General features: G+C 60.5%; 14 protein-coding genes and 1 pseudogene. 12 read left to right on the forward strand and 3 right to left on the reverse strand.

Translation table 11 applies throughout. The features are described from left to right. Positions 1-2 precede the first annotated feature (2 nt). Positions 3-1,355: a cation:proton antiporter gene (locus ACM62G_RS00405; RefSeq protein ID WP_419736464.1), complete on the forward strand. Its 1,353-nt coding sequence runs from the start codon at positions 3-5 to the stop codon at positions 1,353-1,355. A 60-nt stretch (positions 1,356-1,415) separates the two neighbouring features. Here the strand turns inward: ACM62G_RS00405 and ACM62G_RS00410 are convergent, their stop codons facing one another. Further along, a complete protein-coding gene (locus ACM62G_RS00410) occupies positions 1,416-1,946 on the reverse strand; it encodes a hypothetical protein (RefSeq protein ID WP_054056900.1) in 531 nt (176 codons plus the stop codon). Positions 1,947-2,268: 322 nt separating this feature from the next. On the opposite strand from ACM62G_RS00410, the gene cyoA reads away from it, so the two are divergent. From cyoA to ACM62G_RS00465, 11 genes and pseudogenes are all read left to right on the forward strand, one after another. Continuing rightward, the gene (gene cyoA, locus ACM62G_RS00415) at positions 2,269-3,195 is read left to right on the forward strand and encodes a ubiquinol oxidase subunit II (RefSeq protein WP_419736465.1); all 927 of its coding nucleotides are present in this window, start codon (positions 2,269-2,271) and stop codon (positions 3,193-3,195) included. Position 3,196: 1 nt separating this feature from the next. Further along, on the forward strand, positions 3,197-5,176 hold the full coding sequence (gene cyoB / locus ACM62G_RS00420) for a cytochrome o ubiquinol oxidase subunit I (RefSeq protein WP_419736466.1): 1,980 nt from the start codon (positions 3,197-3,199) through the stop codon (positions 5,174-5,176). Beyond that, a pseudogene (locus ACM62G_RS00425) lies at positions 5,173-5,541 on the forward strand (cytochrome o ubiquinol oxidase subunit III); the annotation flags it as partial. The gene cyoB and the pseudogene ACM62G_RS00425, both read left to right, overlap by 4 nt. Before the next feature lie 340 nt (positions 5,542-5,881). Continuing rightward, positions 5,882-6,184: a general stress protein gene (locus tag ACM62G_RS00430; protein WP_081005884.1), complete on the forward strand. Its 303-nt coding sequence runs from the start codon at positions 5,882-5,884 to the stop codon at positions 6,182-6,184. Positions 6,185-6,337: 153 nt separating this feature from the next. After that, entirely contained in the window at positions 6,338-7,225 is an 888-nt protein-coding gene (locus tag ACM62G_RS00435; RefSeq protein WP_416772818.1) for a manganese catalase family protein, read from the forward strand. 460 nt (positions 7,226-7,685) lie between these two features. Then, entirely contained in the window at positions 7,686-7,955 is a 270-nt protein-coding gene (locus ACM62G_RS00440) for a DUF6555 family protein (RefSeq protein ID WP_054056907.1), read from the forward strand. A 71-nt stretch (positions 7,956-8,026) separates the two neighbouring features. After that, positions 8,027-8,299, forward strand: a complete 273-nt coding sequence (locus tag ACM62G_RS00445; RefSeq protein ID WP_054056908.1) for a hypothetical protein — start codon at positions 8,027-8,029, stop codon at positions 8,297-8,299. A 131-nt stretch (positions 8,300-8,430) separates the two neighbouring features. Further along, on the forward strand, positions 8,431-10,221 hold the full coding sequence (locus tag ACM62G_RS00450; protein WP_419736467.1) for a thiamine pyrophosphate-requiring protein: 1,791 nt from the start codon (positions 8,431-8,433) through the stop codon (positions 10,219-10,221). Positions 10,222-10,428: 207 nt separating this feature from the next. Next, positions 10,429-10,665, forward strand: coding sequence for a hypothetical protein (locus ACM62G_RS00455; RefSeq protein ID WP_419736468.1), 237 nt, complete (start codon positions 10,429-10,431; stop codon positions 10,663-10,665). 132 nt (positions 10,666-10,797) lie between these two features. After that, positions 10,798-11,358, forward strand: a complete 561-nt coding sequence (locus tag ACM62G_RS00460; RefSeq protein ID WP_419736469.1) for a type 1 glutamine amidotransferase domain-containing protein — start codon at positions 10,798-10,800, stop codon at positions 11,356-11,358. A gap of 174 nt (positions 11,359-11,532) precedes the next feature. Further along, positions 11,533-12,390 carry an SDR family oxidoreductase gene (locus ACM62G_RS00465; RefSeq protein ID WP_273823386.1) on the forward strand — a complete coding sequence of 286 codons (858 nt, stop codon included), beginning with the start codon at positions 11,533-11,535 and terminating at the stop codon, positions 12,388-12,390. Here ACM62G_RS00465 and ACM62G_RS00470 read toward each other — a convergent pair. Further along, a complete protein-coding gene (locus ACM62G_RS00470; RefSeq protein ID WP_054056931.1) occupies positions 12,385-13,137 on the reverse strand; it encodes an alpha/beta hydrolase family protein in 753 nt (250 codons plus the stop codon). The two genes, ACM62G_RS00465 and ACM62G_RS00470, sit on opposite strands and share 6 nt — an antisense overlap. Then, positions 13,127-14,227, reverse strand: coding sequence for a DUF3182 family protein (locus ACM62G_RS00475; RefSeq protein ID WP_273823385.1), 1,101 nt, complete (start codon positions 14,225-14,227; stop codon positions 13,127-13,129). The genes ACM62G_RS00470 and ACM62G_RS00475 overlap by 11 nt, the downstream gene beginning before the upstream one ends. Positions 14,228-14,262 lie beyond the last annotated feature (35 nt).

Below are 14,262 nucleotides of genomic sequence, written 5' to 3' on the forward strand. Positions count from 1 at the left end.
CCATGGGCTTCCTCCTGTGGATGAGCGTGCTGGGCGGCATTCTGCTGGTCCTGGCACTGACCTCCTCCGCCTTGCGCTGGATGCCGATCACCACCTCGGCCGCCTGCCTGGTCATGGGGATTGCCATGGGGCCTGCCGGACTCGGCTGGCTGCAACTGGACCTTCATCAGGCGTCGTCCTGGATGGAGCACCTGAGTGAGGTCGCCGTACTGTTTTCCCTGTTCGTGTGTGGGCTCAAGCTGCGCCTGCCTCTGAAGGACCCCAGCTGGCGAGTCGCATTCGGGCTTGCCGGACCGGTGATGCTGCTGAGCATCGCTGCCACCGGCATGGCGCTGCACTATCTGCTCGGACTGCCCTGGGGAGCCGCTGTGCTGGTGGCCTCGATCCTCGCCCCTACCGACCCGGTATTGGCCTCCATGGTTCAGGTGAACGACTCGAGGGATCATGACCGGGTGCGCTTCGGCCTTTCCGGCGAAGCAGGACTCAACGACGGGGTGGCCTTTCCATTCGTCCTGTTGGGGTTGGCGATGCTCCAGGCGCCAGGCAGCACCAGCGATGGCTGGCTGGAGTGGCTATGCAAGGATCTGGTGTGGGCCGTTCCGGCAGGCCTGCTGATCGGCTACGGCATGGGACGCGGGCTGGGCCGGCTGACGCTGCTGATGCAAACCCGAAACCGGGACAGCACCTCCTCGCCCAACGACTACCTGACACTGGCGCTGATCGCCCTGGCCTATGTCATTGCAGAGGCGTTGCAGGGGTATGGTTTTCTCTCGGTCTTTGCGGCCGCGCTCGGCTTGCGTCGGTCGGAAGTGATCTCCTCGGACAGTGCCAAAGCGCCCGCCGAGCATCTGGTGCAGCCCGTGGTCGGGCACCAGAACGTCGAGCCGCACCTGGCCCTGCATGGCGATGTCGATGCCCTGGAAGAGGCCCAGGTGGCGGCAGGGGTGATGATGGGGGACATGCTGGCCTTCGGTAACCTGGTGGAAAGGGCCATGGAGGTGTTCCTGGTCACCCTGCTGGGGGTCGTCATCGTGAACTGTTGGGACGGGCGGGCAGTGATCATCGGCGCCCTCCTGTTTCTCGTCATCCGGCCGTCGAGCGTCCTGCTGCTGCCTTGGGGCCCACTGCTGCAGACGCCTCAACGGTGGCTGGTCGGCTGGTTCGGTATCCGCGGGATCGGCAGCCTGTATTACCTTTTCTACGCCTTGAATCACGGGCTGGACGCGGACCTGGCCGGGACCTGTGTCGGCCTGACCCTCTCGGTGGTCGCCCTCAGCATCCTGATCCATGGCCTGAGTACCCAGCCCATGCTTGCCCGCTATGAGCGGCTGAGGGCGAAGCAGGACGACGCCTGACCCGAACGGGACCGCCTGCCAAACAGGTCCACGCCCTGCCGCTTGATCCTGCAAGTCGAATCAGAAGCTGACGGTCTGCACTATCACCGACCAGCTTCCGAGCAACAGCCAGAAGAGGGCAAAAAGCAGCGGTGAGCGCAGGGAGAACAGCAGCGATTTGCGGTACCCCTTGTGCGTTGATTCACTGGCGCAGAATAACGGCGACTCATCATAGGCCAGTCCCATCACCGGCTCGCTCTGCAAGAGCTGGCTTTGCTTGAAGTGCCAGTGATCGATGATCTCGTACGCCGCCTTGATGCCAGGCCAGGCGTTCAGGGAACTGAGAATGCCGAGCAAGGCCAGTATCGGCGGCAGGGACAGCGTGAACAGCTTGCCCCACTCAGGATTGACGTTGCTCATACAGGAAGCGAAAGCGATGACCAGAAATGACTGGGCCGTGAGGTAGGCGTCCGTCCGATTGGACAGGATGGTGGTTTCGTACTGGATTTCACGGCGATAGAAATCCAGGCGCTCCTTGGGAGAGCCGAACATCTTGGCATTCTGCTCGGTCAGGTCATCCTCGTTGATCCGAGACGTCAGGATCCGGGGCATCGCAACAGGCTCTCGTGGTCAGTTTCCATTACGCGTTGTCGGGCTGCCCGGAGACAGATCCTCGGCGATACATGACGGCTCTCCTGCAAAACGCTTGAAACTCAAAGACCCGGCTGCCGCGATAATAATTCCATTGTTTTTATCCAGGCCCGACACAAGGCAATCACAGCGCAACTGGCCGCTTCGCCAGTTTTACCGCTCGTCCGTAAAAAAAACATCCGTTCAAACCAATCCGGGCGACGCCTTTTCCATACCCCTGTTACCGATTCAAACGCACTGAAACACACACCGCACTGAATGCAGTGCGCGTGAGGGAGCACCTATGAAAATCAAAAAACCTCATCTGTCTTTCCTGATCAGTGCAATGACGCTACAGGGGTGTAATGCCGTTCTGTTGAACCCCAAAGGCCAAGTCGCCATTGACGAGCGCAATCTCATCTTTCTCGCCACGGCGCTGATGCTGGTTGTGGTCTTGCCGGTGATCGTCATGACCTTCTGGTTCGCCTACCGCTATCGCGCCAGCAACAAGACCGCGCCCTACGCACCGCGCTGGGCCAGCTCACACAGGATCGAGGCGGTCGTCTGGGGAGTGCCGCTGCTCATCATCTTGATTCTGGGTGTCGTCACCTGGCGGACCACCCTCTCGCTGGATCCCTACAAGCCCCTCGAGTCGCAGGTCGCACCGCTGAATGTCCAGGTGGTGGCGACAGACTGGAAATGGCTGTTCATCTATCCCGACCTGGGGATCGCCAGTGTCAATGAGCTGTCCCTGCCGGTAAACACTCCGGTCAGCTTCACCATCACTTCCGACGCGGCGATGACGTCATTTTTCATTCCCGCATTGGGAGGCCAGGTCTACGCCATGGCCGGCATGCAGACCCTGCTCCACCTGATCGCCAACGAAACGGGGCAGTTCCGGGGCATCGCCGCCAATTACAACGGCCCCGGTTTCTCGGACATGCACTTCGATACCTATGCCACGACCGCCAGCGGGTTCGAGGCGTGGGTGGCCAAGGTGAAAGCCGCCCCACGATCACTGGATCACGCGCAATACGCAAGGCTCGCCAGACCCACCATCGCCCATCCGGTGACCTACTACTCCCGCGTCGATGAAACGCTGTTCCAGGCCATTGTGGACCAGTACGAGGGGATGAACCCATCCAACGGAACCAAGGGCAAGGAAACCGGGATGCGTGCCATCGGGATCCATGACCGCAAGCCCCAACCCATGATGTCGAAGGAGCCCTGACATGTTCGGAAAATTGACCTGGGACGCCATCCCCACCGATGAGCCGATCATCATGTACACCCTGGCGGTGGTGGCGCTGATCGGCGTCACCCTGCTCGCCTGGGTGACCCATAAGCGGTACTGGGGCTACCTGTGGCGCGAATGGCTCACGAGCGTGGACCATAAGAAGATCGGCTGCATGTACATCATCGCGGCGCTGGTCATGCTGCTGCGCGGTTTCTCCGACGCCATCATGATGCGGACACAGCAGGCCATGGCCGCCGGTGGGGGAGCCGGCTACCTGCCCCCGGACCACTACGATCAGATCTTCACCGCCCATGGCGTGATCATGATCTTCTTCATGGCCATGCCGTTCGTGGTGGGGCTCATGAACGTCGTCGTGCCGCTGCAGATCGGCGCCCGCGATGTCGCCTTCCCTTTCCTCAATGCCTTGAGCTTCTGGCTGTTCGTGGTCGGAGCCGTGCTGGTCAACGTGTCATTGGGGGTCGGCGAGTTCGCCCGTACCGGCTGGGTGGCCTACCCGCCTCTTTCAGGGCTCGCCTACAGCCCCGGCGTTGGGGTCGACTACTATATCTGGTCGTTGCAGATCTCCGGCATCGGTACGCTGCTCACCGGGGTCAACTTCTTCGTGACCATCCTGAAGATGCGGACCCAGGGCATGACCCTGTTCAAGATGCCGATCTTCACCTGGACGGTGCTGTGTACCTCCATTCTGATCCTGGCCGCCTTTCCCATCCTCACCGCCACGCTGTTCATGCTGACCATGGACCGCTACCTGGACATGCACTTCTTTACCAATGAAGCCGGCGGCAACCCGATGATGTACGTCAACCTCATCTGGGCCTGGGGACACCCGGAGGTGTACATCCTGATCCTGCCGGCATTTGGCATCTTTTCGGAAATTGCCGCCACGTTCAGTCGTAAGCGCCTGTTTGGCTATGCCTCGTTGGTATGGGCAACCATCGCCATCACGATCCTGTCGTTCATCGTCTGGCTCCATCATTTCTTCACCATGGGTGCCGGCGGCAACGTCAACGCGTTTTTCGGCATCATGACGATGATCATCGCCGTGCCGACCGGGGTGAAGATCTTCACCTGGCTGTTCACCCTGTACAAAGGCCGGGTCCGCTTCGAAACCCCCATGCTCTGGACGCTGGGCTTTATCGTGACGTTCAGCATCGGTGGCATGACCGGTGTGCTGCTCGCGGTGCCGGGGGCGGACTTTCTGCTGCACAACAGCCTGTTTCTGATCGCGCACTTTCACAACGTCATCATTGGCGGTGCGGTGTTCGGCTACATGGCGGGACTGACCTACTGGTTCCCCAAGGCCTTCGGCTTCCGTCTGAACGACAAGTGGGGAAAGACCGCCTTCTGGTGTTGGCTGATCGGCTTCTACTTCGCCTTCATGCCGTCCTACGTGTTGGGTTTCATGGGCATGACCCGACGCCTGAATCACTTCAACAACCCCGAGTGGCGCCCATGGCTGATGCTGGAGTTGATCGGCGTGGCGATCATTCTCTGTGGAGTGACGTGCCAGGCCGTGCAACTGTGGGTGAGCATTCGCGATCGCGACAAGAATCGGGACAAGACCGGAGACCCCTGGGACGGGCGCACCCTGGAATGGGCGACAGCCTCCCCGCCCCCGGTCTACAACTTCGCTCAACAACCGGTAGTGGATGACCTGGATGCCTATTGGGGAATGAAGGAGCGTGGCATCAGCACCCTCACCCACACCGACTACCGGCAGATCCACATGCCCAGCAACACCTCGGCCGGCCTGCTGATCAGTCTCTTCACCTTCCTATGCGGTTTTGCCCTGGTCTGGCACATCTGGTGGCTGGCAGTGCTGGGACTGGTCGCCGCCGGTGTGGCCCTGATTGTTCGCAGTCATGACGAGCACACCGACCATTTCATACCCGCGCAGGAAGTCGCCGTGATCGAGAAAACGCGGCTTCAGCATCTGACGGAGGCGTCATCATGACTCACACGGTATTGAATCAAGCTATCGCCCATAACCACGAACAGGGCCATGAAGACGCGGGCTCCCTGAAGGTGTTCGGCTTCTGGGTCTACCTGATGACCGACTGCATTCTGTTCGCGACGCTGTTCGCCAGTTACGCCGTCCTGCGCGACAACGTCGCCGGTGGACCTTCGACGGTCGACATCTTCGAGCTGCCTTATGTCCTGGGAGAAACCCTGTTGCTGTTGCTGAGCAGCATTACCTACGGCTACGCGATGCTCGCCCTGAACCGAGGTGCCGCCGGACAAGTGATTCGTTGGCTTGGGCTGACGTTCCTGCTGGGGTCCGCCTTCGTGGGCATGGAGATCAATGAGTTTCACCATCTGGGGATCATGGAAAGCATCCATATCAAGATGCTGGCACATTGAGTCACGCTCCCGGGCACTTGATCACCCCACTATCGCCCGTTACTTGCCAGCCCTGACAATCGACCTTCAATCATTCTCAACCTGAGGCTGCGCACGAGCAGTCGACGCGCCCCCACAGAGGCTTTATTTAGCGAGACGATTTATCGACTGACCATCGAATAAACTCAAAACAAGTTGAACCTTCAATAAACATCCATCCGTCGCCCCTATAAAAGAATAAAAAAACCTTGAGCGTTTTCTCCCCTCAACATTAAACGGGCCAACGGCTCGTACTTTAACAATCATGAGGTGAGATAAAATGGCTAATACTGAAAACACCAATCCTGGAAACTTTGCCAATGACCGTGAAAAAGCCTCTGAAGCAGGCCGCAAGGGAGGCCAGGTATCGGGAGGCAACTTCGCCAATGATCCGGAACGAGCCGCCGAAGCCGGTCGCAAAGGCGGTGAGCACAGTCACGGCGGGGGCCGGCATGCCAGCGACGCCCAGGACAACGAGTCTAACGGCGGTCGCGGCGGCAACTTTGCCGAAGACCGTGAAAAGGCTTCAGAAGCGGGGAAAAAAGGTGGCCAACATAGCCACTCCGGTGGGCAGAAATCCTGAGTACGTGTAACCCGGACCAGGCCTCAGGGACATCGGGGCCTGGTCACCCTCTCGCCAACCCCTCTTTCATCCTGATATTGAAGGGCCCATCACCTGAACGGCCGTGATGCCTTGTGCGACCCAGACAGACCGATGCGCCCGAGGAGATTCAGCATGTTTTTACACAATAAGCGCCTTCAATACACCGTACGCGTCGCGCAACCCAACCCGGGCCTTGCCAACCTGCTGCTTGAGCAGTTTGGCGGTGCCAATGGCGAGCTCGCCGCCGCCGCCCGGTACTTCACCCAGGCACTGGCCGAAGAGGATCCAGGCCGCAAGGACCTGCTGATGGACATTGCCACAGAAGAACTGAGCCATCTGGAGATCGTCGGCTCGATTATTGTCATGCTCAACCGGGGCGCCAAGGGCCAGATGGCAGAGGGCGTCCAGGCAGAAGGCGAGCTGTATCGATCCATCAACGGGGCCGGCAATGATTCACACATCACCAGCCTGCTCTACGGGGCCGGAGCCCCACTGGTGAATTCCGCCGGCGTGCCCTGGACGGCGGCCTACGTCGACTCCATGACGGAACCCACCGCCGACCTTCGCTCCAACATTGCTGCCGAAGCCCGCGCCAAGATCGTCTACGAGCGGTTGATGAACGTGGTCGACGACCCCGGTATCAAGGAGGCGCTCGGTTTCCTGATGACCCGGGAAATTGCTCACCAGAAGTCGTTCGAGAAAGCCCTGCACGCCATTCAACCCAACTTCCCCCAAGGCAAGCTGCCGGGTATGCCTGAGTTCGCCAATACCTATTTCAGCATGTCCAAGGGCGAGCCTGACCTGCGCGGCCCATGGAACAATGACGAGGATTTCGAGTACGTCGACAATCCTCAACCGGCGCTCGATGGTGGGGACGGGAGCGCCAGCGTGGACCTGCCCGCTGCCGACGAGGATGTGCTTGAAGCCATGAAAATTCGAACCCAGTCGGACCCGGCAGCCAACCCTCTCACCGGTGCGGACCTGGGGTCTGGACTCACTCGCAGCAAAAACCCCCTGTAAACGTCAAACGAGTGCGGCGACGGTCGCACTCTTCCAGATGGAGGGCGCGCTGAATAATGGGTTAACCACAACTTGTGTACACCCCCTCATTCAGATACCTCAGGCAAATAACCGCACCCGAAAGAGCAAGAACGCCCTTCCATCCTCGATATCCGATGTTATTCAGCGATTCGCGGCGAACCGACTCAACCCGCCAAGTTCCCGGTTAGTTCCTCCCATCCCCCGCTTGTTTCACGACGATCCAACCACGCCTTATGAAATGACGCTAATCATTTAAAAACCTATACAAAGCATGTACAAGAAAAAAATATCTGTACAACATTAATCCGAACAACAAACCATACACCCGTTTAAATAAAAACCCAGAGGCTAATTGATATCACGCCATTCAATTAAACCCCCAAATAATTTGAACCTCCTGCCTCGCCTGCCCGACCAACTCAAACAACAAGGAGGGAAAATGAACAATCAACTTTTCATCATCGAATACTTTCTTCACGGCGAGCAGAAGTCTTTCATCATCAGGGCACCCACAATGAATAACGCCGAGGCTTGGCATTGGGCCTGTTGTGATGCGGGCATAGGCCGTATTCCCCGATTCGCCCGAGAGCGCGTCAAACGGATCAGTAAACCGCTCGCCGAACGCTATGGCGTCGAGAACGTGAAATGGTGGCGCTCCGGCGAAGCGCCCTTTGTTCCAAAACCCTATATCCCGCCGCCACCCGACTGACCGCCTGTTGCGACAGATAGCCGGGTTGATTCCCTTCATTTGAAAGACAAGCCAGAAAAAGGAGGACTGCGATGAACCGAGTAGCGAATAACAAAAAGACCACCCAAAACCGTTGGCTCGCGGCAACCGAACGCAGCAACCGCCTATTCAGGGAGGCGGCCCGGTTGGATGACGAAGCCTACGACCTGCTCAGCGACGGTGTCGTCACCTCGGACACACTGGAGAAATTTCGCCTCGCCAAGGAGCAGGCCGCGGCCAGGTACGCGCAAGCCCGCAAGGCCTGGGAGCAAGCCAAGAATGAGTTTCAGCTAACCCCTGAAGACGCTGGCGACAGCTGCGGCTGATCCGCAGCCGTTGCAGGCCACCGCGTTCGGGCGCCGTCAGCCCAGCGCCCCGTCAATGATCCGTGGCGTGAGCCGGTGGCCAGGGTGAAAGCCCCTTCACGATGCCCTTTTGGAGAACAGTGAGGTGTTCAATGACCATGACCGTAGGCGATTTTCTGGTGCAACGCTTGTATCAATGGGGTGTCCGACGCCTCTATGGCTATCCGGGCGACGGCATCAACGGTGTCTTCGGTGCCCTCAACCGCAGCCAGGGCAAGATCGAGTTCATTCAGGCCCGGCACGAGGAAATGGCCGCCTTCATGGCCACGGCCCACGCCAAATTCACCGGCGAACCCGGGGTGTGTATCGCCACCTCAGGTCCGGGCGCTTCACACCTGCTGACGGGCCTCTACGATGCGCAGATGGATCATATGCCCGTACTGGCGATCGTTGGACAGCAGGCACGCACGGCGCTGGGCAGCCATTACCAGCAGGAATTGGATCTGGTGTCGATGTTCAAGGACGTCGCGGCCGCCTTCGTCCAGCAGGCCTCAGCCCCTTCGCAGGTTCGCCACCTGGTCGACCGGGCACTGCGGATCGCCATCGGTGAGCGACGCGTCACAGCCTTGATTCTGCCCAACGATCTTCAGGACCTCGAATACGAGGAGCCAGGTCGCGCCCATGGCACCGCGCATTCCGGCTCAGGCTACAGTGCCCCGCGGGTGATCCCTCATGCGCAGGACCTGCAACGCGCGGCCGAGGTCCTGAACGCCGGGAACAAGGTGGCGATCCTGGTCGGGGCCGGCGCGTTGCAGGCCACCGAAGAGGTCATCGCCGTGGCCGAGAAGCTCGGAGCCGGCGTTGCCAAGGCGCTACTGGGCAAGGCAGCCCTGCCTGATGACCTGCCCTGGGTCACCGGCTGCATTGGCCTGCTGGGCACCGAGCCCAGCTACAAGCTGATGAACGAGTGCGACACCCTGCTGATGATCGGTTCCGGGTTTCCCTATGCCGAGTTCCTGCCCAGGGAAGGCCAGGCGCGTGCGGTGCAGATCGACCTGCGGCCCGGCATGCTCAGCCTGCGGTATCCGATGGAGGTCAATCTGCAGGGCGATGCCAGCCAGACCTTGCAGGCACTGCTGCCATTGCTTGAACACAAGACTCGCCGCCAGTGGCGCAAGAAGGTCGAAAGCTGGCGCGCCAGTTGGGACAGAACCCTGGAAAAACGCGCCCTGGTCAAGGCCGATCCGATCAACCCGCAACGGGTAGTGTTCGAACTCTCGCCCCGTCTTCCCGACCACGCAATCGTCACCAGCGACTCGGGCTCCTGCGCCAACTGGTTTGCCCGCGACCTGCAGATCCGCCAGGGCATGCAGTGCTCGCTGTCCGGCGGCCTGGCCTCGATGGGGGCTGCGGTGCCTTACGCCATTGCCGCCAAGTTCGCCCACCCTCGGCGCACCGTGGTGGCGCTGGTCGGCGACGGCGCCATGCAGATGAACAACATGGCCGAACTGATTACCGTGGCCAAGTATTGGCGGCAGTGGGAAAGCCCCCGCTGGATCTGCGCCATCTTCAACAATGAAGACCTGAACCAGGTGACCTGGGAACAGCGCGTGATGGAAGGCGATCCCAAGTTCGAAGCCTCGCAGGGCATTCCGGACGTGCCCTACCACCTGTTTGCGATCTCCATCGGCCTCAAGGGCATCTTCGTCGAGCGCGAAGAGGACGTCGCTGCGGCCTGGGAGCAGGCCCTGGCCGCCGACTGCCCGGTGGTCATCGAGTTCAAGACCGACCCCAACGTGCCACCGCTGCCGGCGCATATCACGCTCGAGCAGGCCAGAAAAATGGCCTCGACCCTGGCCCAGGGCGATCCCGATGAAGCAGGCATCCTCTTGCAGACCGCCAAACAGGTGGTGAGCAGCGTACTGCCCAAACGCAAGAGGTGAAGGGTCAGGCCTGATGGTTCGCCGGCAGACGCTACCCGACCTGGCGGAGCTTCCCTTTGACCGTTCGACTTTCCTGCTGTGTTAACGGCGCAACGCCACAGCTTTTCCAATGCTTTTATTTGCAATCCCTGCGCCCGGTCGAAGTCGGACCTTGTATGGCAGCCGTTCTGCCAGCAGCCACCGCTCATTTTCAATCAGGAGGAACCCATGCAAATCCAACCTCATCACGCCCCACTCGAAGCCTGCAAACGGTTCGCGCTCGAACAGAACCGGCGACTGTTCGACAGGGCCTATGCCCTTCAGCATGCCGCCTATGAACTGCTGGAGCGCCCCGACCTCGATGCGGAAACCTTCAGCCATTACCAGACGCTGAAGGCCAAGGCGCAGAGTCAGGCCAGAGAAGCCATCGAGCATCTGCAACTGGTGGACCGGGATATCGCTTGAGCCCGATCGAGGCCACCGCCCGAAGGTGGCCACCGCGCATGAATCACCGGCCTACGGCATTGCCCATGAGGTCAGACAGGAGGTAGAGCGCCAACTGAAGCCCCCCTTATTTAAACCGGAGAACTTTCACTCATGAACTCACCACTCCAGAGCAAGCACATACTCATCATCACCTCAAACACCGGTATCGAAAGAGATGAACTGTTAAGACCGTTGCAGACCCTGCGTGAGCTGGGTGCGACGGTCACCCATGGGTCCAGCGAAGGCGGTGCGACCCAGACCTTCCTGCACGATACCGACAAGGACAGGCAGGTCGAATCCGACGCTCGATTGGCGGATCTGAACGGCGGCGGCTTCGATGCGCTGCTGATTCCCGGCGGTACCGTCAACGCCGATACGCTACGCCAGGATGGCGAGGCCCTTCGTCTGATCAACGACTTTGTCCAGGCAGGCAAGGTCGTTGCCGCCATCTGCCACGGGCCCTGGACATTGATTGACGCCGGCGTAATCGCAGGCAAAACGCTCACCTCCTACCCCAGCGTGCGGACAGACCTGGTCAATGCCAAGGCTGAATGGATCGATGCCTCGGTCACGCAATGCCAGGCCAATGGCTGGACGCTGATCACCTCACGCAACCCCGGCGACCTGGACGATTTCAACCAGGCCATTGCGCAGGCGCTCGTGGCCGCCTGACGACCTCCCTGGCAGGTCATTCGGCGTCAGGCGATACAGTCGGGAACAGTCAGATGTCCCAGCGGTATCGCATTGGCCCCTACCGGACAACTCAATCCAGGCAACTTCGCATGAGTCGCCACTGAACGCCCCATCGCTGAACTGCCCATCCCTGATTCTGATGGAGACGCACGTATGAAAACCTATCCTCGCCCTCCCTTTCCGTCCCAACCCCAATCCACTCCCGGCTCGCAGAAAGCCATGGATCCCTACCCCGATTGCGGGGAGCAAAGCTACCGGGGCTCCGGCCGCCTGCAAGGCAAGATTGCCTTGATTACCGGCGCCGACAGCGGCATCGGCCGCGCCGTGGCGATTGCCTTTGCGCGCGAAGGCGCCGATGTCGCCGTGGCCTACCTGGATGAACATGAAGATGCCCGGGAAACCGCGCGCTGGGTCGAACAGGCCGGTCGCCAATGCCTGTTGTTGCCCGGCGATATAGCGCAGAAAGAGCAATGCAGCGAACTGGTGGCCAAAACCGTCGAGACATTCGGGCGCATCGACGTGCTGGTCAACAATGCCGCCTACCAGATGACCCACGAGACCCTGGAGGACATTGCCGACGAGGAGTGGGTGCGAACCTTCGACATCAACATCACGGCGATCTTCCGCCTCTGCAAGGCGGCCCTGCCCCACATGGCCAGCGGCAGCTCGATCATCAATACCAGCTCGATCAACTCCGATGCGCCCAAGCCGACCCTGCTGCCCTATGCCACCACGAAGGGCGCGATTGCCAACTTCACTGCCGGGTTGGCGCAACTGCTCGGTCCCAAAGGCATTCGTGTCAACAGCGTGGCGCCCGGTCCGATATGGACACCCCTGATCGTGGCCACCATGCCACCTGAAGAGGTCAGGAACTTCGGTCAACAGACGCCCCTCGGGCGGCCCGGCCAACCCGTGGAAGTCGCGCCGCTCTACGTGCTGCTGGCCTCTGACGAGTCCAGCTATGTCTCGGGGTCACGCTATGGCGTCACCGGCGGCAAACCGATCCTATAGGCTAGAGATACTCAATCGCTCACCCACCACCATTTCGGTGATCCAATCGATCAGAATGGAGGTATAGGCATCCTGCGCGACCTCGGTACTCAAGCTGTGGTCGGCGTCATCAATGATGCGGTGGGTGAGCGAATGGGTCTGTTGAAACGCAGCCCGGTAGCTCATGATCGTGGCATGGGGCACATGCTCATCATGCTCCGACTCGACAATCAGAACGTCTCCCCGAAACGCCGCACACGCTCTCAGGGCGCGGTTTTCAGTCGCCTGGATGTGACTCGCCCGGTACTGCATCAGATCCCTGCGATCGAGTTGGCGTTTGGCCATGTGCCAGTTTTCATCACGATAAATGGCAGGTACCCGCAGGGCCAGCCAGCGCACCTTGCGCAGTTGGCTGAGAATCGTCGCCAGGTAGCCACCATAGCTGGTGCCCACCACCGCGATCGATGAGGTGTCCAGGGCGGGATGCGCCAGCAACCGGTCATACGCGGCCAACAGGTCACGCAGGTTGTCTTCACGCGTGACCTGCGCCTGTCGGCTGTCCTCTGCGCCATGCCCGCGCAGATCGAAGGTCAGGCAGATACAGCCCAGGCCGGCGATCCCCCGGGCACGCTTGAGGTCACGCTCCTGGCTCCCTCCCCAACCGTGCACGAACAACACGCCGGGGACCTTGGATCGGGGGCTCAGAAAATTGCCCGCGATGGAGTCTTCCTCGACGTTGATCCACACCGGTTCGCTGTTAGCAATCATGGTCATCGACCTGTGCATACTTGAGAATGAAATCACCCCGGCCATCAGGGCCGCGATACAGCACCCGTGCCGACTCAGGCAGCGGGCATTCGGCATGGGCCTCATGGGTGGAAGCACGAACGGCCTTCACCGCCGGGCGCTCACGAAACACCTGCAACGCTGCCAGTTCGGCCCCCGTCGCGCCGCCCACCCGCCAGGACTGCTCAAGCACGCCGAACTTCGATTCTCCCTCCCTGCCCATGCCCTGCAGCACGTCATAGTTGCGACGCGAAGCAAAGAAGCCCGGAAAGCTCAGCGCGGCGGCAGTGTCATAAACGCGCGCATACTCGATGGCCTTGCGCACTTGCGGCTCCAGGTCCCGCGCCAGCAGATCGACGTAGTCGCCACGTACCAGCAACAGGTCGGAGCCGGCGTACACCGACTCACCGTGCCGGTTCAGTACCTGGTGCTGGTGGCCGTGATAGGTCATCAGCAAACCGTCGATCAGGGTCTGTCCCACGCTGTGGGTCACGGCCTGTTCAAGGTTTTCCTCCAGGACGATACCCTGGGCACAGGTGGGCTCATCAAGACCACTCAACCACTGCGCCAGATCGGTGCTGTCGTGCAACACCGCCTGGCCGGACCCGCCGCACGCCTGCACCTGCTTGACCCGCAAGGGCCCTGAGCGCAGCGCCTCAATAGCCGCGTGCCGGGCATCGTCCCGATCGAACACCGTCAGGCCCGCCAGCACCACGGCCCGCACCCGCTCCGCGAATTGGGGATTCCACCCCTGCGGCTGCCAGCGCGTTCGGGAAAGTAACGGGTGGGAAATCGCCTTGGTGGCCATGAAAGCGTGTTGCACATAGCCACCCAGCAGGTCCTCCGCACCACTGATGCCCAATTCGACCCGCTCCTCACCGACCAGGGTGTGGGCAGGAACAAAATACAGCGCCTGCGCCGACTCGCGGTCCTGCGACCTGATGTCGGTGAATGACCAGCCGAGAATCTGTGCCAACCAGCGCGCCAGCGCCAGGTTGGTCTGTTCCTCATGCTCCCCGGCCCCGACACTGCCGTAGGCCACCACACACCGTTGCTTCGCCGTAACGCTCATGGGGAGGGCTCCCTTTGTTGACCCTATAGGGAAGC

The sequence above is a fragment of the Pseudomonas sp. COR18 genome (genome assembly GCF_048568395.1).
Lineage (GTDB): Bacteria > Pseudomonadota > Gammaproteobacteria > Pseudomonadales > Pseudomonadaceae > Aquipseudomonas > Aquipseudomonas fuscovaginae_B.